This window comes from Azospirillum agricola (assembly GCF_020005195.1).
Taxonomy (GTDB): domain Bacteria; phylum Pseudomonadota; class Alphaproteobacteria; order Azospirillales; family Azospirillaceae; genus Azospirillum; species Azospirillum agricola.
Window position 1 is genome coordinate 33573 of the sequence record NZ_JAIFZR010000007.1, and the last position, 23747, is coordinate 57319.

General features: G+C 72.2%; 12 protein-coding genes. 4 read left to right on the forward strand and 8 right to left on the reverse strand.

The features are described from left to right. Positions 1–111 precede the first annotated feature (111 nt). Genes JN22_RS30200 through JN22_RS30210 form a run of 3 tightly spaced genes read right to left on the reverse strand, consistent with a single transcriptional unit; the run spans position 112 to position 5253 of the window. Entirely contained in the window at positions 112–1989 is a 1878-nt protein-coding gene (locus tag JN22_RS30200; protein WP_085557630.1) for an O-linked N-acetylglucosamine transferase, SPINDLY family protein, read from the reverse strand. Then, the gene (locus JN22_RS30205) at positions 1989–3779 is read right to left on the reverse strand and encodes a tetratricopeptide repeat protein (protein ID WP_179166308.1); all 1791 of its coding nucleotides are present in this window, start codon (positions 3777–3779) and stop codon (positions 1989–1991) included. The genes JN22_RS30200 and JN22_RS30205 overlap by 1 nt, the downstream gene beginning before the upstream one ends. Continuing rightward, complete coding sequence (locus JN22_RS30210) at positions 3766–5253, reverse strand: tetratricopeptide repeat protein (protein WP_179166309.1); 1488 nt, start codon at positions 5251–5253, stop codon at positions 3766–3768. The genes JN22_RS30205 and JN22_RS30210 overlap by 14 nt, the downstream gene beginning before the upstream one ends. Positions 5254–5556: 303 nt before the next feature. Between JN22_RS30210 and JN22_RS30215 the strand changes: the two genes are divergently transcribed. Together JN22_RS30215 and JN22_RS30220 are read left to right on the forward strand one after the other, a co-directional pair. Beyond that, positions 5557–8319 (forward strand): O-linked N-acetylglucosamine transferase, SPINDLY family protein, encoded by a 2763-nt coding sequence (locus tag JN22_RS30215; RefSeq protein ID WP_223677982.1) that lies wholly within the window; start codon positions 5557–5559, stop codon positions 8317–8319. A gap of 34 nt (positions 8320–8353) precedes the next feature. Continuing rightward, positions 8354–10234 carry a tetratricopeptide repeat protein gene (locus tag JN22_RS30220; protein ID WP_085557633.1) on the forward strand — a complete coding sequence of 627 codons (1881 nt, stop codon included), beginning with the start codon at positions 8354–8356 and terminating at the stop codon, positions 10232–10234. A 2-nt stretch (positions 10235–10236) separates the two neighbouring features. Here JN22_RS30220 and JN22_RS30225 read toward each other — a convergent pair whose 3' ends face one another. Then, entirely contained in the window at positions 10237–12009 is a 1773-nt protein-coding gene (locus JN22_RS30225) for a tetratricopeptide repeat protein (protein WP_085557634.1), read from the reverse strand. Beyond that, positions 12009–14726 carry a glycosyltransferase gene (locus tag JN22_RS30230; RefSeq protein WP_085557998.1) on the reverse strand — a complete coding sequence of 906 codons (2718 nt, stop codon included), beginning with the start codon at positions 14724–14726 and terminating at the stop codon, positions 12009–12011. Before JN22_RS30230 ends, JN22_RS30225 begins: the two co-directional genes overlap by 1 nt. Positions 14727–15022: 296 nt before the next feature. On the opposite strand from JN22_RS30230, the gene JN22_RS30235 reads away from it, so the two are divergent. Continuing rightward, the gene (locus JN22_RS30235) at positions 15023–16411 is read left to right on the forward strand and encodes a tetratricopeptide repeat protein (RefSeq protein WP_085557635.1); all 1389 of its coding nucleotides are present in this window, start codon (positions 15023–15025) and stop codon (positions 16409–16411) included. On the opposite strand, the gene JN22_RS30240 is transcribed toward JN22_RS30235, so the two are convergent. Beyond that, entirely contained in the window at positions 16392–20228 is a 3837-nt protein-coding gene (locus tag JN22_RS30240) for a glycosyltransferase (RefSeq protein WP_085557636.1), read from the reverse strand. The genes JN22_RS30235 and JN22_RS30240 overlap by 20 nt on opposite strands. A gap of 146 nt (positions 20229–20374) precedes the next feature. Here JN22_RS30240 and JN22_RS30245 point away from each other — a divergent pair, with 146 nt between their 5' ends. Next, on the forward strand, positions 20375–21523 hold the full coding sequence (locus JN22_RS30245) for a glycosyltransferase family 4 protein (RefSeq protein ID WP_223677983.1): 1149 nt from the start codon (positions 20375–20377) through the stop codon (positions 21521–21523). Between the two features lie 112 nt (positions 21524–21635). Here the strand turns inward: JN22_RS30245 and JN22_RS30250 are convergent, their stop codons facing one another. After that, complete coding sequence (locus JN22_RS30250; protein ID WP_085557637.1) at positions 21636–22415, reverse strand: TlyA family RNA methyltransferase; 780 nt, start codon at positions 22413–22415, stop codon at positions 21636–21638. 93 nt (positions 22416–22508) lie between these two features. After that, complete coding sequence (locus JN22_RS30255; RefSeq protein WP_085557638.1) at positions 22509–23540, reverse strand: sensor histidine kinase; 1032 nt, start codon at positions 23538–23540, stop codon at positions 22509–22511. Positions 23541–23747: the final 207 nt, after the last annotated feature.

A 23747-nucleotide genomic window follows, 5' to 3' on the forward strand; every position in this document is an offset into this window, starting at 1 on the left:
GAACTCAGGCGTTGAATGTCCGATGGCGACGACGTCCAGCACAGGCCGGACAACCGGGCGGTCGACGACGCCCGGCCGCAGCAAGGCCCCGGCGGAGCGGGCACGCCACGCTCAGGCGCGACTGCCGCCCGACGTCCACCCGCGCCACAGGACCCGGTACGCCTCCTCCACCGACCGTGCGAAGCCACGGTGGTCGAGAAGCGCCGAACCCTCCAGCCGTGCCCGCATGCCCCGGCGCAGCCCGGAAAGCCGGCCGAGGTCGCCGGCCAACGATGCCGCCGCCTCGACATAGCCGGCCTCGTCCCGTCCGATCAGCTCATCGAGCCCGCAACGGGTCAGCAGGCTGGCGCCCACCCGCGCCACATGATGGCGCCCGGCGAGCGTGACGACCGGCACCCCCATCCACAGCGCCTCGCACGTCGTGGTCGTGCCGTTGTACGGAAAAGGGTCGAGCGCCACGTCCATCCGGCCGTAGGCCCGCAGATGCGCGGCGGCGGACTCCACCGGCGTCAGAAGCTCGATCCGCTCGGGCCGCACGCCCCGGCGGGCGAAGTCCCGGCGGACGGTGTCCCGCACCGCGACGTCCTCCAGGCCATGGCACTTCAGCAGCAGCCGGGCCGACGGCACTCGCGCCAGAAGGGCGGACCACACCCGCACCACCTCCGGGGTCAGCTTGGCCAGGCTGTTGAAGGAGCCGAAGGTGATGAAGCCGTTGGCGGCCGCCGGTGCCTCTCCGACCGGGCCGGCGCCGGCGGGCGGCTGGAAGGCCAGGAAGCCGCGCGGCAGCCGCACCAGCCGCTCGGCGTGCCAGCCGTCGGTTTCGCCCGGTGGGTCCGCGATGGCGTCGGTCAGCCGATAATCCACCGCCGGCATGCCGGTCGTGTCGGGATAGCCGAGCCACGTCGCCTGCACCGGCGCCGGCCGCCGCGCGAACAGCAGGGGCCGCCCGCCCGCCGTGTGGCCGGCCAGATCGATCAGCAGATCGACGCGGTCCCGCTCCACCAGCGCTGCCGCCGCCGCGTCGTCGAGATCGGCCAGCGAGCGCCAGCCGGCGGCCAGGGACTCCATCCGCAAGGTCACGCCGTCCCGCCGCCGCCCGGTGGCGTAGCAGAGGACCTCCACCGCGCCGCGATCGTGCTCGCGCAGCAGCGGCTCGATGAAATGGGCGCAGGCGTGATGGCAGAAATCCGGAGACACATAACCGACCCGCAGCCGCCGGTCCGGATCGCGGTCGTTGGCGAAGCGCTTCGCGCCGTCGAGAAGCGGCCGGGCGTGACGCTCGTTCCAGTGCGCGTGCGCGCGGGCGATGACCTCGGGCGGAATCCAGGGCGAGTAGTGGAGCGCCAGCAGCAGGTTGGAGCGCATCAGCGCCATGTCCGGGTGACGCTCCAGCCCCTTCTGGAGAATGCCGATCGCCTCCGTGATGCGCCCCTGGTCCTTCAGCGCCTCCCCCAGATTGACGAAGGGCTGCGGCAGATCCGGTTGCGCCCGGATTGCCGCCAGATAGCTCTCCACCGCTTGCGTCAGCGCCCCTTCCTCGCGCAGCAGGTCGCCGAGATTGCTCAGCGCCCCGCCCATCTCCGGATCGAGGAGGATCGCCCGCCGGTAGGCCACCCTGGCGCCCTCGGGGCTCCGCGCCGATTTGAGAAGATTTCCGGCGTTGAACCAGGAACCGGGAGCGTCCGGTTTGAGCGCGAGCGCGACGCGCAGGGCGGCCGTCGCCTCGGCGGCGCGCCCCTGCTCGCCGAGCGTGCAGGCGAGGTTGCTCCGCACGCCCGCATCCTCCGGCCAGCCCGCCACCGCCGTGCGCAGGCAAGCGGCGGCCTCCTCCCAGCGCCGCGACTGGCGCAGCATGACGGCCAGGTTGTTGTTGGCCTGCGGATGGGCGGGCTCCTGGGCGAGCACGGCGCGGTAGCCGGCCTCCGCCGCCGCGAGCCGGCCGCCCTCATGCTCGGCCAGCGCGGCGGCGAAGATCCCCTCCGTTCCCATCAGCGCAGGCCCGCCTCGTCGAGGATGGCCAGCAGGCGGTCGGCCGAGCGCTCCCAGGTGAAGCGCTCCAGCAGACGATCGCGGGCGGATGGCAGGCGGTCCCCGCCCCGGATGATGCCCGTCAGGATGGCGGTGGCGGCCTCCTCGTCCGGCACCCACCAGTCCAGCCCATGGAAGGGCGGGTAGAAGCCGCTTTCCCCCGGCACGCGGGCCGGACCGACGGAGGAGGGGATCAGCCGCGCGCTTCCCTCGTCGAGATAGTCGAGATAGGCGGAGTGGGCGGGCGCGATCAGCCCCAGCCCCATGGCCCCGGCCCTGGTCATCGGCAGGTCCCAGCCCTCCCCATGCGACAGGCTCCAGTAATGGGTCGCGGCGCGGTGGAGCCCCGTCATCTCCTCGTCGGTGAGCAGCCGGTCGACCAGCACCACCGGCGCGGCCTCCGCCAGCCGCCGGCCCACGGCCTGCTCCGCCCCCCGCACCAGCGCGCCGAGCCGCGCCCGCGCGGCCGGGCCGAGGCTGCGGCCGAGCTTCAGGATGAGCACGGCCTGGTCCGTGGGCGCGGTGGCGCGCAGCCAGACCCGCAGCAGCCCGTCGATGTTCTTGCGGGCGTTGAAGTCCGAGACGTTGAGGAAGCGATGCCGGTAGCTCGACACCAGCCGCCCGCCGGGAACGGCCAGGACCGGCACGCCTCCCGGCTGCACCGGATCGACGCCGAGCGGACAGACGCGCAGGCGCTCCTCGGGGAAGCCCTGCTCCGCCCAGGCGCGGCGCGAGGATTCGGTCGGCACGACGATCAGGTCGCTGGACTCGCTCATCCGCCGCCAGGCCGGCGGGATGCGCGTTGCCTCGAACATGGAAAAAGTCACGGTGGCACGGCCCGGCACCGGCTCCACCGCCAGCGGGATGAGGCAGTTGACCACCGCGCGCGCCGGAACGGGCCGGTCGAGCGCGCCGCCCGGCCAGACCTCCGGCCCGTTGATCCCGATCACCTCCAGCGGCACCCGCTGCCCTGCGTGAGACGTCCGGCCCTGCAACGTCCGGATGATGCGCTGACAGAAGTGGCCGTACCCCGTGGCGCTCTCGAAGGGCCCGCGTATCGCCACGCCGCCGGTCGGCATGCCCGCGGCGGCCGTCATGGTGCGGTAGCGCCCGCAGCGGGCCAGCCCGTTCCCCGCCCCCGTCGAAGCCGGGTCGAGCCGCAGCGCCCGCCGGAAGATCCCCGACGCCTCCCCGACCCTTCCCAGCCGCAGCAGCATCTCTCCAAGCTGGATGTGGGCAAGGACGCCGGAGGGATCCTCGGCGATGGCGTGCCGGAACCCGGCCATGGCCTCCTCGAACAGGCCGGCCAGCATGCGCACCGAGGCGAGGTTGAACCACGCCAGCCCGGAGACCGGGTCGAGCCGGACCGCCCGCGTCAGGGCACGGAGCGCCCCATCCAGGTCGCCCAGCTCCTGCCGCATGGCGCCGAGCCGGTCCTGGGTGAGCCGGAAGGCCGGATCCAGCACGGCGAGCGTGCCGAACTGCGTTTCCGCCAACGCCCAGTCGCCCCGTTGCTGCCGCAGCAGGGCCAGGTTGCTCCGCGCCGCAAAGTGGGCGGGAGCGATCCGCACCGCCTCCTCCAGCGGCCCCACCGCCGCATCGCCGTTGCCGGTCGCGAAGAGCGACACGCCCAGCAGGTTGAGGGTGTCGGCGTCGCGCGATCCCGTCTCCAGCAGGGCAAGGCACTTGACGGCGGCTTCCGCCGGCCGGCCGGCCTCGTAGAGCGCGATGGCGGGGTCAAGATCGGACACGACGCACCTCTTCCTCAACGGCTTCGGCCACCCGCGCCATGACCCCGTGCCAGTCGTTGCGGCGCTCCATGCGGAAGAGCCGGTGCGACGGATACCAGGGCGTGCTGTCGGGGTGATCCATCCAGCGCCAGTCGCCCAGCCAGGGCAGCGCCAGGAACACCGGCTTGCCCAGCGCGCCGGCAACATGCCCGACCACGGAATCGCAGGCAACCACGAGATCCATGCACGCCGCGAGCGCGGCGGTGTCGAGGAACCCCTCCGCGCCGTCGCCGCGGTCCGGCGGGTCGATGATTCCGAACCGCCCGCCCAGCCGCTCCAGCTCGTCCAGCCCGGTCGCCCGTTGCAGGCTGAAGAGCCGCAGGCCGGGAAGCCGCGACAGGGGCTCGAAACACTCCAGCGGGATGGAGCGGTCGCCGCCGTCGGCGCGCCATTGGATGCCGACGCGGAGTTCGCCCGCCCTGCCCTGCCCGGGAACCAGTTCGGGGACCCGCGCGCGCCAGAAGGCCGTCCGCTCCGGATCGGCCCGCAGATAGGGGATGTCGCGGGGGATCCCGTCCGCCCGGGCACCGCACCGGTACGGCAGGCTCATCAGGGACAGGCAGCAATCGAAATCGGGCAGGGGTTCCCCGCGCGCCACCAGCGCGTCGATGCCGGGTGCGCTGGCGAGCAGCCGCTTCAGCACCGGCTGGCACTCGAAGATTGTTCGCGCGCCCCTGGCCTTGAGCAGCGGGAGATAGCGGACGAACTGCACGCTGTCGCCCAGCCCCTGCTCGTAATGGACAAGGATGGTCCGGCCGGCGAGCGGACCGCCGTCCCAGGCCGGCTTGCCCGGAAACGCCCGGTTCCATTGCCAGACCGTTTGGCGGGTGCGCCATTCGTACTCGCGCAGCCCCTCCTCCAGCTCGCCGCGCATGAGCTGGGCGACGCCGAGATTCTTGCGATGCTCGGGCCGCGCCGGATCGAGACGGATGGCGCGCCGGAAATGCCCGACGGCCGTCCCGAGCCGCCGCTGCGCCATGATCGCCGCCCCGACGTTGTTGTTCACCGCCGCGTCGTCGGGTTGCAGCAGGGCCGCCAGCCGGAAGGCGCGCTCCGCCGCCTCCGGGTCGTCGAGCGCCATCAGCGCGCCGCCCAGCGTGAACGCCGCGCCCGTCCGGTCCGGCTGCAAGGCGACCAGGCGACGCAGGGATGGCAGGGCCCGGTCCGGCCGCAGCAGCTCCAGATGGGTGGAGGCGACGTGGAAGAGCGTGTCGGGATGCTCGGGCCGCAGGCGGAGCGCCGCGTGCAGCGCCGCCGCGGCCTCCCTCGCACGGCCCGCCGTCCGCAGGGTGACCCCCAACAGGAACCACGGCACCGGATGCTCCGGACGCAGGGCGGCGGCGGCCTGGAAGCTGGTCACCGCCTCCGGCAGCCTCGAATGCTCGATGTGAAGCAGCCCTTGGTTGAAATTTTGAAGAAAAACGTCCTCGCCCACCGATCTCCCCTTCACGGACGCCGCCGAAAAAGCGCCATCCGGAAACGCCCCGTCGAGGGCCGGCGGCCAATGCGAACCATTGTCGGATGGAAGCCGTGCCGCCGCAAGGCGCCATCACGCTCGCCGAGGCCCAGGGCGCCCGCAGGATTGCCAAGACCCGGCCGATGATGCAGGGTCGCCCCCCTGGTCGGTTCCGGAAGGAGGGGACGAATGGAACACACTGCCGCTTCCCGCCTCGCACATGCCTTTCCTCTTCGGCGCCTCCGCCGGCGCGGGAGAGGAAAACCGGCCGGGAGCTGACCGGTGCATCCCTTCGCGATCGCGACGGCCGGCGACAGCGCCTATTTCCCGCTGCTCCAGGGGCTGGTCCGCTCGATCCGCGCCTTTCCGCAGGGGGCCGGGGTCCCGATCACCGTGCTCGACCTCGGGTTCGGGACGGAGGAGCGGCGCTGGCTGATGAGCGAAGGGGCGCGGCTGGCGGCGCCCGGCTGGGACCATCCCTTCGACCGGCCGATGCCGGAGTGCTTCAAGGCGATGGTGTCGCGCCCGCATCTCCCCAGGCATGTTCCCGACGCCGCCGTCATCCTGTGGCTGGACGCCGACTGCTGGGTGCAGGACTGGTCGGCCATCGATCTGCTGCTGGCCGGTGCGGCGGCGACCGGCTTCGCCATCGTGCCGGAGCTCGACCGCGCCTACACGCCCTTCTGCGACGGCGCCCCCCACGCCCATCACCTCCACGACTGGTACAAGGCCTGCTTCGACGAGGCCACGGCGCGCCGGCTCTTCGCCTACCCGCTGCTGAACGGCGGGGTCTTCGCCGCGCGCCGCGATGCGCCGCACTGGGCGCGCTGGGCGCGCCTGCTGACGGAATCCCTCCGCCGGACCGTGCTCTTCGTCAGCGGGCAGATCGCGCTGAACCTCGCCCTGCGCGCCGGCGGGCTGCCCTTCAGCCAGTTGCCGGCACGCTGCAACTGGATCTGCTTCCGCGCCACGCCCTTCAGCTCCGGGGACGGCCGGCTGCTGCTGGAGCCGGAGCTTCCCCACGCCCCCATCGGCATCCTGCATCTGGCGGGCTATCCCCTGCCCCGCAAGCGGGACCCGCACACCCTCTCCACCCCCGGCGGCGGCCGGGTCATGCGCCGACTCAGTTACGAACCGCCGCCTGGAACACCGGCCTCCGTGCCCACGGAGCGGCCGGAGGAGGCGCTGGGCAGGGCCTTCGCCCTCTACCAGCAAGGGAAGGCGGAGGAGAGCGGCACGCTGTGCCGGGCGATCCTCGCCGCTTCGCCCGACCAGCCGGCGGCCGCCTTCCTGCTGGGGGCGGTGGAATTCGCGCTGGGGCGGCCGGAGGAATCGCGGCGCTGCTTCGCTCTCGCCCTCGCGCTGCAACCCGATCTCGCGGACGCCTTCAACAACCTCGCCCTGCTCGAACACCAAGCCCGTCCCGGCCGCGCCGCGGCCCTGACCAGACGCGCGCTGCGCCTTCAGCCGGAGGCCCTGATCTTCACCCGGCTCGGCACCCTGCTCCGGGACGAGCGGCGGGACGGCGAGGCGTTGGAGGCCCACAGGCGGGCGCTGGCGCTCCAGCCGGATTCGGCCGACGCGTGGCACGAGAGGGCCCACAGCCTGCGTGCGGCGAACCGGCCGGCGCAGGCCGTTCGGGGCTACGACCACGCCCACCGGCTTGCCCCGGACCGGACGGAGTTCCTCTGCGACCGCCTGTTCGCGAGCCTGTCCCTCTGCGACTGGCGAAGCCACGGGGAGACCTGCCGCCGGCTGGTGGAGACGATCGACCGCGACCAGGGAGTCGTGCTGCCGCTGCTGAGCCTGCTCATCGGCACAAGCCCGGCGCAGCAGGACCGCGCGGCACGCCGATTCCACCGCACGGCCGTCGGGCCGGCCTCGGCGGCGGCGCCCGTACCGCGGCCCGCCTCCTCCGGGGGGCGGCTGAACATCGCTTATCTCTCCGCCGACTTCCAGGAACACGCCACCGCCTATCTGACGGCGGAACTCTTCGAACTGCACGACCGGACGCGCTTCGGCGTGTTCGGCTATTCCTATGGCGAGGATGACGGAGGTCCGATGCGGCGTCGGCTGGAGGCGGGCTTCGACCGCTTCCGCGACCTGCGGCACGCCGGCCCCGACGAGGTCGCGGCGCTGTGCGCCGAGGACGACGTGCACATTCTCGTGGACCTCAAGGGCTACACCCGGGACGCCCGGCCGACGCTGCTGGCGCGGCGTCTGGCGCCCGTCCAGGTGGCCTATCTGGGCTATCCGGGAACCCTGGGCGCGGATCTGCTGGACTACGCGATCGGCGACCGCTTCGTCACGCCGCCCGAGCACCAGCCCTTCTACCGCGAGCGGCTGGTGCGCATGCCCGACAGCTATCAGGTCAACGACCGCCGCCGGCCGGCCGACGCTCCCGTGCCGACGCGCGCGGCCTGCGGCCTGCCCGCCCAAGGCGTCGTCTTCTGCGCCTTCCACGCCGCCTTCAAGATCGACCCGGCCCTGTTCGGCCTGTGGATGCGCATCCTCGGCCGCGTGCCGGGCAGCACGCTCTGGCTCCTGGAGGCGGGACGGGACGCCGCCGCCAACCTGCGGATGGAGGCGGCTCGCCGCGGCGTTGCGCCGTCACGGCTGGTCTTCGCCCCGCACCGCCCGCAGGCCGAGCATCTCGCCCGCTACCGGCTTGCCGATCTGGCGCTCGACAGCTTCCCCTACACCGGGCACACCACCACCTCCGACGCCCTGTGGATGGGGGTGCCGGTCCTCACGACGCGGGGGGAGACCTTCGCCTCCAGCGTCGCGGCCAGCCTGCTGCACGCGGCCGGCCTGCCGGAGACGGTCACCCGCTCCTTCGCCGAGTATGAGGAACGGGCGGTCCGGCTGGCCGGGGAACCGGCGACGCTGGCCGCCTACCGCCGCCGGCTGGAGTCCGGGCGCGCCACGGCGCCGCTGTTCGACAGCCCGCGCTTCACGCGGAACCTGGAGCGCGCCTACCGGGCCATGTGGGACCGCCACGCGGCCGGCCTGCCGCCGGAAGCCTTCACGGTGGAGCCGTCATGACGAGCGCCGGGCACAAGCCGGCGAGGCCTGGAGCATGACCGGCGAGCGCCTCGCGCGCGCGTTCGACCACCACCGCGCCGGCCGCCTCGACGAGGCGGCAAGGGGGTACCGGCGGGTGCTGGAATCCGATCCCGCCGATGCGACGGCCCTGCATCTGCTCGCCCTGGCCGGTCGGCACGGCGGCGTGCCCGACGCGTTTGCGACTGCGCTCAAGCGGGTGCTGCGGCTCGATCCCGTCCTCGTCCGGGCGCGGATCGATCTGGCCGATGCCCTGGAGGATGCCGGGCGGAGCGGCGAGGCCACGGCGCAGCGGCGGCGTCTTCCTTCGCTCGCCCCCGACCATCCGGCGGCGTGGTCGGCCCTCGCGTCCGGCCTGGACGCAGCCGCGTCCGTCGCGGCGCTGGAGCGCGCCGCCCGGCTGGCTCCCGGTTCCGCCGAAGCCCATCACGCGCTGGGGCTGGCCCTGCGCCGGGCCGGGCGGCTCGGGGAAGCGCAGGACAGCCTGCGCCGGGCCATCCGGGCCGAGCCCGACTTTCTGCCCGCCCACATGAACCTGGGCAACGGCCTCCTCGACGAGGGAGCCCACGCACAGGCGCGGGCGCGGCTGGAGCGGGCGCTGGCGCTCGGGCCGGCAACGCCGGAATGCTGGTACAATCTCGGCAACGCCAGCCAGGGCCACGATCCCGAGGGAGCGCTCCGGGCCTACGGGCGCGCGGCACGGCTCGGGCTCGGGCTGGCCCGCACGCGCGTCGCCGACATGCTGGACGCGCGCGGCCGGCCGGGCGAGGCGGAGGAGCTCCTGTTCGACAGCCTGTCCCAGCCGGGAACCGATGCCGTCTCCGCCATCGAGCATCTGAGCGGGCTGCTCATCCGGCGCGGCGCGCTGGCGCCGGCGCGCGAGCTGTTCACCCGCCTCATGGACAGGCCGCTGGCGGGTCACACCCACCGCACCGAGTGCCTGACGGCGCTGGCCGCGCTGGATCTCCAGGAGAACGCGCCCGAGGCGGCCGCCGCGCGTCTGGCCCGGATCGAGGGCGACCAGGGCTGGTTCTTCACGATCCGGTCGCTGGCCAGGCTCCGGGCCACGCTGGCGGGCCAGGGGCTGCGGCTGAGACGGCCGGCCCCGGACAGCCGGCCCCTTCCGCGCATCACCTCCTCCTCCCTGGCCAGCCGGGGCCGCTTCGCCCACAACGTTCTCGAATACATCCTCCTGCGGCTCTACGCCGAGACGCACGGCCTCGTGCTGGAAACCCCGGACTGGGTGGGCGGCGCCTTCTTCACGCTCGACGACCCGCCTCAAAGCAGGCCGCTGCCGCCCCTGCCCTTCGCCCGCAACCTCCTCAACGGGCTGGTGGCCGGCGGCACGGCCCCGGCGGCGCCCGTTCTCGACCGCGACATCCTCTCCCCCCTGTTCCTCTTCGACCACAAGGAGAGCCAGCGCGAGCGGGTGCAGTCCTGGCTGCGGCCGCGTCCGGTCTGGGCGCCCTGGCTCGACCCGGCGGTCGAGCGGCTCCGGGCCGGGGGCGCCACGGTGGTGGCGCTGCACCTGCGGCGCGGCGACTTCGTTCCGCTCGGCTACCCCATCACCGACACGGCCTGGTATGTGGAGTGGCTGCGCGCGCTGTGGCCCCGGCTCGACCGGCCGGTGCTCTATCTCGCCAGCGACGACCTGCCGGCGGTGCGCCGGGATTTCGCCGAGTTCCGTCCGCTGGCCCGTGAGGACGTGGCGCCGGACTGGCCCAACCTGGAGTATCTCCAGGACTTCCATGTGCTGACCCAGGCCGATGTGGTCGGCATCAGCGCCGCCAGCGGCTTCAGCCAGCTCGCCGCCCGGCTCAACCGGCGTGCCCGGATCTTCGTCGAGCCGGACATGGCGGCGCGATGCATCCGCCCGTACCGGCCCTGGACGCCCTGACCTCAGCCGGCAATGCTTTCCAGCACCCCGCGCAGCCGCGCCACGACCGCGCTCCAGTCGCCGCGCCGCTCCTGCCGGAACAGGCGCATGGTCGGGTACCAGGGCGTGCAGACGCCGTGCTCCAGCCACCGCCAGTCCGGCGCGAAGGGCAGCAGGGTCCAGACCGGCCGGCCCAGCGCCCCGGCGAGATGGGCCGGGCCGGTGCAGGAGCTGACGACGAGATCCAGATTGTCCATGATCGCCGCCGTGTCGGCGAGGTCGGCGATGTCCGCGCCGAGGTCGACGAAGTTCGCCGGCAGCGGCCCGCACCGATCCAGATCGTCCCGCCCCGCTCCCTTCTGAAGGCCGTAGACCGAGACGCCCGGCAGATCGAGCAGGGGCCGGAAAGCCGCCAGTCCGGGGGAACGCAGCCGGTCGCCCCTGAATTCCGGATTGCCGGCCCAGACCAGCCCGATGCGGAGATCGCGCCGTGGACCAAGCCGCGCCCCCCAGCTCTCCACCAGCGCCGGTTCGGCCCGCAGATAGGCGACCGGCGCGGGGATGGTGTAGAGGGTGGCGCGCAGCCGGTGCGGCAGGCTCGCCAGCGACACGTGGAAATCGTGCGGCGGCGCGGGATCCTGGCGGGACACGACGCCGGCGATCCCCGGCATCGACGAAAGCAGCCGGACGAGCGGCCCCCCGCAATCCAGGTACACCCGTGCACCCTGCGCCTGGAGCAGCGCGGCGTAGCGCGCGAACATGATCGTGTCCCCCATCCCCTGCTCGTCATGAACGAGCAGCGTGCGGCCCGCGATGGGGGAGCCGTCCCAGACGGGCGAGGCGAAGTCGCGGCGCGGCGAGGCGAAGTCCGCCATGCGCGACCGCCATTCATACTCCGCGAACCCCTCGCGGAACTCGCCCTTGATCAGGAGGCCGTGGCCCAGGGCCGTGTGCGCCTCGGCCAGGGCCGGAGCCAGCGTGGCGGCGCGGCGCGCCAGACGGATGGAGTTGTCCACCCGCATCTCGTCGCGCGCGACGAGGCCGAGGTTGAGATAGGCGTGGGAGCCGTCCGGCTGTTCCGCGATGGAGAGGCGGAAACAGGCGGCGGCCTCCTCGTAGCGGCCGAGATCCTGAAGGGAGATGCCAAGGTTGTTGAGGGTTCCCGGCTCTCCGGACGCGAAGCCCAGCGCGCTGCGGTAGGCGGCGATCGCCTCCTCCGTCCGCCCGAGCCGGCGCAGCGCCACGCCGAGGTTGGTGTATCCCGCCACCGACAGAGGGGTCATGCCGAGCAGCGTCATCAGCGCCTCGCGCGCCTCCTCGTTCCGTCCGGCGAAGAGCAGCGCGTGGGCCTGCCTCATCCTCGGTTCCGTCACCCATGGGGTGAGCGCCAGCCGGCGGCCGAGCGTGTCCGCCAGCGTGCCATGCTCCCCCCGGTCGGACAGGATGTCGGCGAGGATGTCGAGGCCGTCGAGAAAGCCGGGATCCAGCGCCACCGCCAGACGTGCGCTCGTCCGCGCCTTGCCGAGCTGGCCGAGCCGGTGCAAGGCCTGGGCAAGGCTGGAAAAGCCGGCCGGGTTGCCGGGGTTGCGACGGACGGCCTCCCCGATGAGCTGCGCCGCGATCGCCGGCCGGCCATGCTGGAGCGCCAGCATCCCCAGCAGATGCAGGGCGCCGGGATGGCCGGGATCGGCGGCCAGCACCGCCCGGTACGCGCGCTCCGCCTCCGCCGCGCGGCCGGCGGCATGGTGGGCCATCGCGACGTGCAGCGGCGAATCGGGGGGGGTGGTTTCCGTCATCACAGCAGGACCGGGCTGGACCAGGGGTCGTAGGGACGAAGCGCCTGCCGGGTCCGGTCGGGACGGACGGTGCTTCGGGCGCGGCGGTTCAGCATGGTCGCCACGAAGGAGAAGCTGCTGTTGGACACCGCCACCAGATCGGCCTCGCACAGGACATGGAAATCGGTGAGGAACTCGGCTCCGGGGATCGGCTCCGCCAGATCCCGCGCGCAAAGCGGTCGGTAGGCGGCGAAGGCGGAGAGACAGCGCGGGTCGTCCGTCGCGACGTAGAGGACCGGCCGGTCCAGGCCGGTCCAGACCGTTTCCAGCCAACGCAGGTACCAGGATTCCGGCGCCATCCAGAAAGGGCCCCAGCCGAAGTCGCCGCGCCGGATGTGCAGGGCCACCAGCGTCCCCCCGGCCGCGCGCAGGCGGGCGGTCAGCGCGTCCGTCCAGGGCCGGATGTGCGGCCCCGGCGTGAAGAAGGCGCGGAAGGTCTCCCGGTGCCGTGCCAGGAAGCGGGTGTCGCCGCAGAAATAGGCGGTGACGTCCCGGTCGGCCAGCACCTCGTCGCTTGTGCCGCCGAGCGACGCCATGACGCTGGCCTCGGCCTCCCGCTCCGGCAGGCGGGGCAAGGGCGGGCCGGGAAGCGGATCGTCCAGCCCGTAGAGATGCCGCCCCGGCCAGGGCGGCACCTCCAGGGTCAGGCCATGCCACGCGGCGTAGAGGCGCAGCACCCCATATTGCAGAAGCTGGTTGCCGAACCGGCCATGCCAGCCGAGCAGGGTGGAGGCGAGCCGGCGCCCCGCCCCCGCCCTCGACGCCGGTGCCGGCGGCGGCCCAAGGCGGCGGACGAGCAGGTTGACGGCGCGCCGGGTGAACGCCTCCGCACGGCCCGGATTGCAGCGGATCGCCCGCTCCCAGCCCGACAGCGCCGCGTCGGACCGGCCGAGCGCCTCCAGGGCGCCGGCAAGGGCGGTGTGGCCGTCGAACAGGGCGGGCACAAGGGCCAGCGCGCGCCGTGCGTGCTCCGCGGCCGCCGCCTCGTGGCCGAGGCTGAGAGCCGCCTCCGCCCGCTCCGCGTGGATCTCCCCCCGATCCGGTTCGACCCGCGCGGCGCGGCTTAGAATTCCGCGGGCGACTCCCGCCTGTCCGCGACGCCGCTCCGTCCGCCCCAACAGGAACAGGGAAGCGCCGTGCCCCGGCCGGAGCGCCAGCGCCTCCCGCAGATGGCGGGCGGCCGGATCGAGGCCTCCCTGTTCGAACCGCAGGGAGGCGAGGTTGAAGCGCGCGCCTCCCGCGTCCGGGTGAAGGCTCGCCACCACCTGGAAGGCGCGGAGCGCCAGGGCTTCACGCCGGATCCCGCTCGCCGCCAACCCCAGCTCGAACCAGATCGCCGCGTCGGCGGGATCGAGGGCCGCCGCCCGGAGCAGCACGGCGACGGCCGGCTCCGGCTGCTGGCTCCGGGCCAGGTCCTTCCCCTTCTCCAGCCAGACGGCGGCGTCCATCGGCGGTGGCGGTGGCCTGTGTGCCGGGTCGGCCGCCAGGCCGTAGAGGCGGCGCTGGGTCAGGAGTTCGATGGCCACGAAGCGGCTGTCCGGCCGCTGGCGCTCCGCCGAAGGGGGGCCGCCGATCATCTCGGCCCGCTGCCGCTCCAGCGCGTTGCCCGGCCGCATCGTGTAGCGGACGGTCTTCTCGGAGAGCTTCACCCCACCGAACCGGCTGTGCAGGGCGCGGCTGTAGGCCACGTCGTCCGCCACCGCCGGGTGGAACGGCGCCTCCTCCGGAAACCCGCCGATCCGGTCGTGGCACTCCCGCCGGACGCAGAGATTGCCCGGGTAGCAGTTTTCCGATGCCTCCCGCCAATCCCGGGTGACCTCGGCGTCGATCCCGTCGAAGACGATGCCGGTGCGGGCGAAGCCCAGCTCGGGAGCCGCGTCCAAGGCCCGGATCGTCAGGAAAAAGTGCTGTTCCAGATAATAGTCGTCGGCATCGAGGAACCAGAGATAGCGGCCCAGCGAGGCGGCGGCGCCCGCGTTGCGCGTTCGCCCGGCCCCCCGGTTGCGGTTGTTGGCGATGACCGCGACGCTCTGGTCCGGATGCGCCCGCGCCCAGCGCAGCGCCCGTCCCACGCTGTCGTCGGGGGAGGCGTCGTCCACGACGCAGACATGGATTTGCGCGTCGGCCTCGCCGGACGCCGCGCGGTGATAGCGGACCGCCGCCAGGACGCTGTCGAGGGCCCGCTCGATCATGTCCTCCATCCGGTAGACGGGGATCACGACCGTGCCGATGAAGGCGTAGTCGGCACGGTGGCGGGCGATCCCGGCCAGGGCGACGCCGAGGCCGTTGCCGTCCATGTGGGAGGCGGCGTGGAAGCGCGCCGCTTCGTCGTCGCGCCCCTGAATCAGGCGCACGGCTCCCAGAACATGCGCGAAATGGCCGCGAGGCCCGATGACCTCGGCCAAGGGATCGACGATCGCGGCCGCCTCGTCGATCCGCCCGTCCCGTACCAGCGCCACGGCCTGGTTGAGGGCGGGGACGATCACCCCTTCGATCTGCCGCTCCAGAACGGCGCCGTCACCGTGCAGCCAGGCGGCGCGGACGAAAAGCGACAGGGCCTGCGGCGCTTTCCCGGCCTGATACGCCTCCAACGCCAGGCGCTGCCAGGCCATGGCCTCCGCCGGATCGGTGGCCAGCACCCGCCGATGCGCCCTCACCACGTCGGAAGCGCCCGTCATCGGCCCGACCGCCCCCGCGCGCGGGAGGCCGCAAAGGCGCGCCACGTCCGCTTGCCACGCAGGATGTTCCGGGGATCGACGCCCCGGATGGTGCCGCCGGCAGCGTTGATCTTGCTTTGCAATAGATTACGACCTTCATGCCGGTGGTGGCGAGGTGCTATGGTATGGGCTTGCTGGCCAAAAGGTTCCATCGCGCATGTATCTAGCGTCCACGCCCCCCGGCCTTCAAGCCGGGATCGTCACGACCGCTCCTCCGCGCGGGCGTTGAGCGGCTTGGCCCCGTGGAACGGTCCGGCATGCATGTCGAAGCGAAGGATGCCGACACGGCGCACGACGAGGATGAGCGGCTGCGCCGATCCGCGGAGGCGGCGCTCGACGCCGATCCCTCCGACGCGAAGGCGTGGAGCATCCTGGGCATCCTGCTGCGCCGCGCCGGAAAGCTGGAGGAGGCCATCGCCTGCCACCGGCGCGGGCTGGAGCATGCACCCGATAACGGCGGCCTCTGCGGCAACCTCTGGACCAATCTCGGCAACGCGCTGACCGAAGCCGGACGCCTCGCCGAGGGGGTCGCGGCGCAGGAGGAGGCCTTCCGGCGCGCGCCCGGCAACCGGACGGTCCTGTTCAACCGCGTGGTCGCCTTCCGCAAGGCGGGACGGTACGCCGACGCCCTGGCGGCGATCGACCTCGCCATCGGCGGGAATGGCGGACCGACGCCGCTCCTGCGGTGGGAACGGGCGCTGACGCGGTTGCAGATCGGCGATTACGTCCACGGCTTCGACGATTACGAGGCGCGGCGGCAGATACCGTCCTATCACGCGCGACCGCCCTCGGCGCCGCCGTGGGACGGGCAGCCCCTGGACGGGCGCCGCGTCTTCGTGACGACCGAACAGGGCTTCGGCGACGCCCTGCTGGTGGCCCGCTATCTGCCGATGGTCAGGGCGGCTGGCGGCCGGCTGATCTACGAATGCCATTCGGAATTGCGGCGTGTGCTGTCCGGTCTCGTCCCGGACGAATGGATGGCGTGGGGAGCCCCGGCACCGCCCTGCGACGTCGAGGTGTCGCAGATGGCCCTGCCGATGCTGTTCCGCACGACGCTCGCCTCCGTCCCGCCGCCGGTGCCGCTCACCGTTCCGGCCGAGGCTCGGGATAAGGCCACGTGGCGGCTGGGGGTGCGGGAGCCGGGAACCCTGCGCGTGGGCATCGTCTGGTCGGGCCGCTCCAGCTTCGCCGACAACGCCCGGCGGGCCACGAGGCTGACGCCGTTCCTGGGTCTCGCCGAAATCCCGGGGGTACGGCTTTACAGCCTCCAGAAAGGCCCGCCAGAGGCCGAGCTGGACGCGCTCGGCCCGGCCGGCCGGCTGGTGGTGCCGCTCGGTCCCCACATGGAGGATTTCGCCGACACCGCGGCGATGATCGAGCGGCTGGATCTGGTCGTCATGACCGACAGCTCGGTCGCCCACCTCACCGGCTCCCTCGGAACGCCGGTCTGGAACCTCGTTCAGCATGTGCCCTACTGGATCTACGGCTTCACCGGGGAGCGGACGCCCTGGTACCCGTCGATGCGCCTGTTCCGCCAGGGGCCGGATCTGGACTGGGCGCCCGTCTTCGCGCGCGTCCGCGAGGCTCTGCACGACGAGGTTCGGCGCCGCGCCGTGCATGGCGCCCCTACCGGGGAGCCGTCCTGACCGCTTGGTGCAGCGCGCTGCGCAGCGCCGCCACGACGTCGCTCCAGTCGCCCGCCCGTTTCTGCCGGAACAGCCGCATGGTCGGGTACCAGGGGCTGTCGGTGCGCTCCAGCATCCATCGCCACTCGGACTCCGCGCGCACCATGGTCCAGACCTTCCGTCCCAGCGCCCCGGCGAGGTGGGCGACCGCGCTGTCCACGGAGATGACCAGATCGAGCTGTGCCACGACGGCCGCGGTGTCGGCGAGATCCTCCAACGCGTCGCCGACATCGCGGAAGCCCTCGGGAAGCCGATCGCCCAACCGCTCCAGTTCCGCCCGCCCGGCGCCCTTCTGAAGGGAGACGAAGACGAGTCCGGGAAGGCCGAGCAACGGCAGCAGGGGTTCCAGCCCCGGCGAGCGCTTGGGATCGTCGGGAAGATCCGCGTTGCCGGCCCAGACCAGCCCGACGACCAGCCCGCCCCGCAGCCCCGCCCGCACCGGCTCCAGCCGGTCGCGCCACCGCGCGACGAGGGAGGGTTCGGCCGCAAGGTACGGCACCTCCGACGGGACCGTCGCGAGGGTCGTGCCAAGGAGATGCGGCAGGCTCATCAGGGCCGCGTGGGCATCGTGCGCCGGCGGCGGCGCGGAGCGTCCGACGACCGTCGCCACGCCCGGCAGCGTGGCGAGGAGTCGAGCCAGCGCGTCGTTGCACTCCACGATCACATGGGCGCCGCGCCGCGCCAGCAGCGTCGCGTAGCGCGCGAACTGGATCCCGTCACCGAGCCCCTGCTCGTCGTGCAGCAGGATGCGCCGGCCATCGGGATCGCCGCCGTCCCACAGCGGCGTCGGCAGGCCTCGCGCCTCCACCTGCCCATCGGCCAGCCGGGTGCGCCATTCATACGCGCGGAACCCCGCCACCAGATCGCCCCGCATCAGCAGGCAGGTCGCCAGGAGCGTGTGGGCGCGGGCGTCGTCCGGCCGCTCCGCGACGAGGCTGCGGCACTCGGCCTCCGCCTCGTCCAGCCGGTGCAGGTTGCGCAGGACCAGCGCGCGGTTCATCCGCGTCTCGGCGTGGTCCGGCTCCAGGACCATGGCGCGCGACAGGGCGCCGGCCGCCGCCTCGTCTTCTCCGATCAGCATCGACAGGGCGAGACCCAGGTTGCCCAGCAGGCCGGCGTCGGCCGGCGCCAGCGCCAGCGCCTGGCGGCCGACCGCCACCGCCTGCTCGTGAAGACCGAGATTCTTCAGCGCGACCGCGAGATTGCCGTAGGCGCGATGCTCCTCCGGCTCGCGGGGGATCAGCGCCCTCAGGACCGTTGCGCTCTCCCCGTACCGGCGGAGCAGGAGCAGGCTGTGGGCGAGCTTGAAAAGATGGAAGCTCCCCTTGGGATCCAGCCGGGTGCAGCAGCGCAGGGGGCGGAGCGCCTCGGCCGTTGCGTTGCGCGCCAGCAGCCGTTCGGCAAGCGCGTGGAAGACCTGGATGTCGGTGGGATCGAGGGCCGCGGCCCGGCGCCAGAGCGCCTCGGCCGCCGCTCCGTCCCCATTCCCCTCCCGCAGCCAGCCTTCCTCGAGCAGGGCCTCCGGCGCGGGTTCCGCCTGCGGGATGAGCCAGCCGAGATGGCGGAAGCGGGAGAGCGTTTCCCGGATGCGGGCCGGATAGCGCTCGTCGACGGGAACAGGCTGGAGGTCCGTCCACATGCCGGGCGGCGCGTCCCCGTCGAAGCGGCCGGTGGCGTAGAAGCGGTCGAGCTTAGCCCGGTTGGCCTGCGGATCGCGGTCGAAGCCGGCGATCATCTCCCGGTGCGCGAAAGCCTCCAGCTTCGCGCGGAAACGGTCGGTGCCCCCCATCCAGGTGAAGTGCCAGCCGGCGTCCGGAACGACCCGCCCGATCCCCTGCTTGGCCAGATAGCGGGCGCGGTTGGCGCCGATGCGGCGGATCAGCTCCCAGGGGGCGGCGGCCACCGAGACCCAGGGATCGGGCGCCTTCAGGTCGAGGAAATAGAGGAAGATGTCGAGATGGGGACTGAAGAGCGTGGCGCCATCGTCCGGCTCCCGGCGCAGCCGCTCGACGACCGGCGCGCGCAGGATCTCGTCGGCGTCGGAAATGAGGATCATGTCGCTGGGCCGGCACTCCCCGAGGCCGCGCAGGATCGCGTCCCTCTGGTACGCCTCGCGGTTCCAGGCGAATCCGCCCGGATCCTCGGCGACCACGATGTGGATGATCTTGTCCGCGTAGGCGGCGAAACGCGCCCGGTTGTCGGCGTAGTGCAGAGGCTTGGCGGCGCCGGCGTGGGTGTAGGTCGCCTCGACCAGGACGAAACGGTCCACCACGGGATGGAGTTCGGCCAGCCGGACCTCCAGCAGATCCAGCTCGTTGTGGAACTGGAAGCAGTCGAAGATCCGGCGCCCGCCGGGCGGCAGCGGGGACGGCGGCGGCAGCTCCGGCAGCGCGCTGTGGTACGAAAGCCAGGCGTCGTAGCCGCGCAGCGCCGACCAGACGCCGGTGCGCGCTTCCTCGTCGTTGTGATCGAGGCGGAGCGACCGTTCCACCAGATCGATCATCGCGCGCGCCTCGGCCCGCCAGGCCGGGTCGGCCAGCCGGCGGGTCGGCCCGGAATTCAGATGGGCGCCCAACGCCTCCATGAGCTGCTGCTGGGCGGAGACGATCCTGGCGGTGATCGCCGTGGCACTGTCCGCCGTATCGGCCCTCACCGGAGCCGGCCTGCGCAACTCCTCGAACCAGGCGATCCAGCCTTGCGCCCGCACCGGCCAGGACGTCTCGGCGTTGGCGTGGTCGACCTGGGCGCGGAGCCGGAGGCCGGCGCCGGGATCCGTCCGCAGGTCGGTCAGGGCGGCCACCGCCGCCTCGGCGTAGCGTTGCGCGTGTTCCCGCGGATCCTCCGGCACGGGGATGAGCCGCGCGAAGCCGGCCCCGCTTTCCGGCAGGGCGCCCAATTGGCTCGACACCACCAGGCAGCCGGCCGCCAGCGCCTCCAGCACGGCGATGCAGGAGGTCTCGGCGAAGCGGTTGGGATAGGCGAGGCAGGTCGCCTTCCGCAGCATCCCGGCCAGCGCCACCTGACCGAGGCCGCCGAGATACTCCACCCCCTCCGTCTCGCGGCAACGCTGGTACAAGGCGGTGAAGGGATCCTGTCCGGCGGCGACCTGATAACCTTCGAGGCTCGAACAGACGCGCAGCCGGGTTCCGGGAATCGCCGCCCGTATCGACGGAAAGCTGTCCAGCAGCACGTCGAGGCCACGGAACGGCGTGCTGGTGTAGGCCAGAACCGGCGGCCAGGGGGTCGCCGCCCGGATATCCTCGTTCGGCCCGAACAGGCCGGCAAAGGCCGGCGCAATCCCGTTGCGCATCACCCGGCAGCGCGCCGGATCGAGGCGGAAGGCGTCCAGATACCCATCCATCTGCCATTGGCTGACGAAGGCGACACCGTCCAGGCAGTCGCGCAGTTCGGGCTCGGCCAAGTTCGCCACCGCCGGCTGGTCGGCGGCGTGCTGCGTCCAGAGGATCAGCTTGCGCCCGCCGCCCATCCTGCCGCGCAGGCGCAGCAGCAGCTCCCGATCGCATCCATTCAGAAAAACCACGGCGTCGAAAGCGCACAGATCCTCAAGGCTCATCGAAGCCATGGGCAGGCAGCGCACCCCGCGCACGGTGGCGGCCGCGCGCGTGCCGTTGACCAGCGTGATCGCATGGCCGGCGGCGGCCAGCTCCTCCCCCAGGTAGCAGAGCGCCGATTGCGAACCGCCAAGCGGCTGGAGGCGCGGCGTCTCGGGGGTGTAATCGCCCTTCGTCGGGTCTATGAACGCGATCTTGATGGTCATGTCTTGAAGGTCGGGGTGGGCCGACGCTAAATAATGGGCCGGCTGGATGCCGGCACATCCTGCCGCATAGCATCAGCCTGCCGCGGGAAGGTCAACCGGCATTCGCGGTGCGCGTCGAAAGGCTGTGCGTGGAACAGAATTTTGCTTTGACTTGGCAGCTTTCGGAAATCCATGGCTGGGGTCTGGTCGGCGTGCACACGGCGCTTTACCTGCTGGACCAAGGCCGCCCGCCGCTTTTGCTGGAACAGCCGTTGCTGGCCACCTTGCGGCCGGAGAACCGGGAGAAGCTGGCGCCCCTGATGATCGGGTATGAGCGCATCGGCGCCATCGCCGATCGGGTTCCGGGCCAGGTGGTGGTCATCAAGGGCTGGACGCTGCTGCACGCGCTCGCCAACGGCTTCGTGGAGGGGCCGGCATCCGAGCGCTTCCGTGGCAGCCGCAACGTCGGCGTGATCGCCTTCGAGGACAGCCGGTTCGACACCGAGACCCTGGAGCGCGCGCGCGGTTACGACAGGATCGTGGTGCATTCGACCTACAACCGGGATTTGCTTCTGGAGCAGGGAGTTCCGGACGTCGGCTGCGCGTTCCAGGGCATCGATCCGGGCGAATTGCCCGCGCGGCCTCCCACCGGCCGCTTCGGGGACCGTTTCGTCGTCTTCTCCGGCGGCAAGCTGGAGTTCCGCAAGGGCCAGGACATCGTGCTCGCCGCGTTTCGCCGTTTCCACGAGCGGCATCCCGACGCGCTGCTGGTCACCGCCTGGCACAATTACTGGCCGCACACCTCCGGAACGATCGCCGAATCCCCGTTGACGCCCGAGCCCCCGATGATCGGGGAGAACGGGAAGCTGCGGATCGTGGAGTGGGCGATGGCGCACGGCGTGCCGCCGGAGGGCTTCGTCGACATGGGGTTCATCGCAAGGCACGAGATCGCGGCGATCCTGGCCGACTGTCACGCCGCCGTTTTCCCCAACCGCTGCGAAGGCGCCACCAACCTTGTCGCCATGGAGGCGATGGCCTGCGGCGTGCCCGTGATCCTGTCGGCCAACACCGGGCATCTCGACCTGATCCGCGAAGGCAATTGCCTGCCGCTTCGCGATCAGACCCCGGTGGCCGATCCCACGGGCGCCCGCCGGGGCTGGGGCGAATCCGCCGTGGAGGAGGTGGTCGAGCGGTTGGAGCGCGTCTACACCGACAGGGCCGCCGCACGGGCCTGCGCCGAGAAGGGGCGGGTCTTCATGCGCGGGGAGCGGAGTTGGCGCGCCTTCGCCGAATCCTTCGCACGGGCCGCCGCTTGAGTGTGATGCCGGCGAGCGGAAATCCCGATTCGTTGAGGGGGGCGCATAAGGCTGGCTGACATGATCGGATAAATTTCCGGGAAGACGGGCTGTCCGGAAAATCCAGGGCGGTTCAGTGGGGGTTCCCGTGACAGTCTGTGGCTCCATCCGGATCCGTCCCGAACGCCGCTCCGATCAAGAACTCCTTGTTGCCCTCCGGGCCGGTGATCGGGCTTTCGGTGATGTCCAGGACCCGCCAGCCGGCAAGCCCGTCGATCCAGGAGCGGACACGGTCGCAGACCTCCTGGTGCAGTTCCGGTTCGCGCACGACGCCGCCCTTGCCGACGCGGCCCTTGCCGACCTCGAACTGCGGCTTGATCAAGGCGACCAGCCGCCCGCCCGGCACCACCAGCCCAAGCGCCGCCGGCAGCACGACCTCCAGCCCGATGAAACTGGCGTCGCACACCACCAGATCGACCGGATCGGGAATCTCGGCCGTGGTCAGATGGCGGGCGTTGGTCTTCTCCAGCACCACGACGCGCGGGTCGTTGCGCAGCTTCCACGCCAGCTGTCCATGCCCGACGTCGACCGCGTAGACCTTCGCGGCCCCGCGCGTCAGCAGCACGTCGGTGAAGCCGCCGGTCGATGCCCCGACATCGAGGGCGGTCAGGCCGGCGGGGTCGATGCCGAAGACGTCCAGCCCCTTGACCAGTTTCAGCCCGCCGCGCGACACCCAGGGGTGGTCCTGCCCCTTCACAGACAGCGGGGCGTCCTCGGTCAGCAGATCGCCGGCCTTGCCGATGCGCTTGGTGTCGGAATAGACCAGCCCGGCAAGGATCAGAGCCTGCGCCTTGGCCCGGCTTTCCGCCAAGCCGCGCTCCACCAGAGCCACGTCCGCCCGCACCCGCGCCATGCCCGATCCTCCGATCCGTCCCGTTCCGGCCAAGGGGCGCATTCCTGACCCGGAACGGCGGCGAGGGCAAGCGCGCCGTGGCGCAAAGGCCGCTCAACCAGGAAGTTCGACAATCAGCCGGGTGCCGGCTTGGCCGGTTTCGGCGCGCAAGACTCCCTTCAACTGGCCGGCGAAGGCGCGCACCATCTTCAGCCCCAGCGTCGCCGCGCGGGCGACGTCGAGCCCGTCCGGCAGTCCGCGCCCCTGGTCGGACACCACCAGCCGTCGGCGGCCGTCGGCGGCACGGCCGAGGCTGACCTCGATTCCGCCCGGCTCATCGGGACCATAGGCGTGCTTCGCGGCGTTGCCGACCAGCTCGTTGACGATCAGGCTCAGCGGAATCACGCTGTCCACCGGAAGGCTGGTCGGCTCGGCCTCCACCCGGATGCGGCGGGCACCGGGAAGCGTCGCCTCCAGCTCGCCGCACAGATCGCGCAGATGGCCGGCCACGTCGAGGTCGTCGCCGCGCAGGGCGGCGTGCGTGCGCTGGTGGGCCTGGGTGACGATGCCGATCCGTCCCCCGGCGCTTTGCAGGGCGCGCCGCACCTCGGGATCCTTGGACCCCAGCGTTTGCAGCGTCAGCAGGCTGGAGACGAGCTGCAACGTGTTCTTCACCCGGTGACTCAGCTCGCGCATGTGCCGTTCCTGCTCGGCGGCGCTGTCCGGGGTCTCCTCGACGGTGACGATCAGGGCGCGCACCAGCCCGTTGACGCCCATCATCGGCGTGGCCCGGACCTCCCAGAAACGGTCGCCGTCGCGGGCCGCCGCCTCGCGCTGGGCGCCGCCGCGCCGGGCGGCGGCGAGCAGGGAAGACGAAACCGCCGGAAACTGGGAGGTCAGCGGCGCTCCGGCCACCACGCCCAGGGCACGGAAGGCGGCGTTGGAAAAGCTGCACAGCCCGGCCTCGCCCTCGAGCAGCGCGGTCGGGGTCGGGGTCTGTTCCAGCAGGCAGCGCAGGACCGCCGGATCGTTCAGGTTCAGCCCTGGAGGTTCGGCCGCGGCGGCGCCGAAACCAGCACCGAACGAGCCGCCGCTCCCTTCCGGATCGGCGTCACGAACCGTGTTGAGCACGACCATATGCGCCATGTCGCCCGTTCCTTCCACCTGTCCGGTGCATGCATCCTTATGTGTCCAAATTGTAAGCCGAGCAACCGCGCCGACACCAGTCGAACAACCCGAAGCATCGCTAGACAAATCGGGGTACGACATTCGTTCGCGTGAAAAGGCGATTCGCCAAAAGGAAACCCCCGCGTCCGGAGAGGACGCGGGGGCCGATGCGAGAAATCGGGAGAG

Bases quoted from the DNA above. Each gene is read 5' to 3' on its own strand.
- JN22_RS30200 (WP_085557630.1), bottom strand. From the start codon at position 1,989: ATGGGAACGGAGGGGATCTTCGCCGCCGCGCTGGCCGAGCATGAGGGC.
- JN22_RS30225 (WP_085557634.1), bottom strand. From the start codon at position 12,009: ATGACGGAAACCACCCCCCCCGATTCGCCGCTGCACGTCGCGATGGCC.
- JN22_RS30235 (WP_085557635.1), top strand. From the start codon at position 15,023: ATGCATGTCGAAGCGAAGGATGCCGACACGGCGCACGACGAGGATGAG.
- JN22_RS30240 (WP_085557636.1), bottom strand. From the start codon at position 20,228: ATGACCATCAAGATCGCGTTCATAGACCCGACGAAGGGCGATTACACC.
- JN22_RS30220 (WP_085557633.1), top strand. From the start codon at position 8,354: ATGACCGGCGAGCGCCTCGCGCGCGCGTTCGACCACCACCGCGCCGGC.
- JN22_RS30250 (WP_085557637.1), bottom strand. From the start codon at position 22,415: ATGGCGCGGGTGCGGGCGGACGTGGCTCTGGTGGAGCGCGGCTTGGCG.
- JN22_RS30230 (WP_085557998.1), bottom strand. From the start codon at position 14,726: ATGACGGGCGCTTCCGACGTGGTGAGGGCGCATCGGCGGGTGCTGGCC.
- JN22_RS30255 (WP_085557638.1), bottom strand. From the start codon at position 23,540: ATGGCGCATATGGTCGTGCTCAACACGGTTCGTGACGCCGATCCGGAA.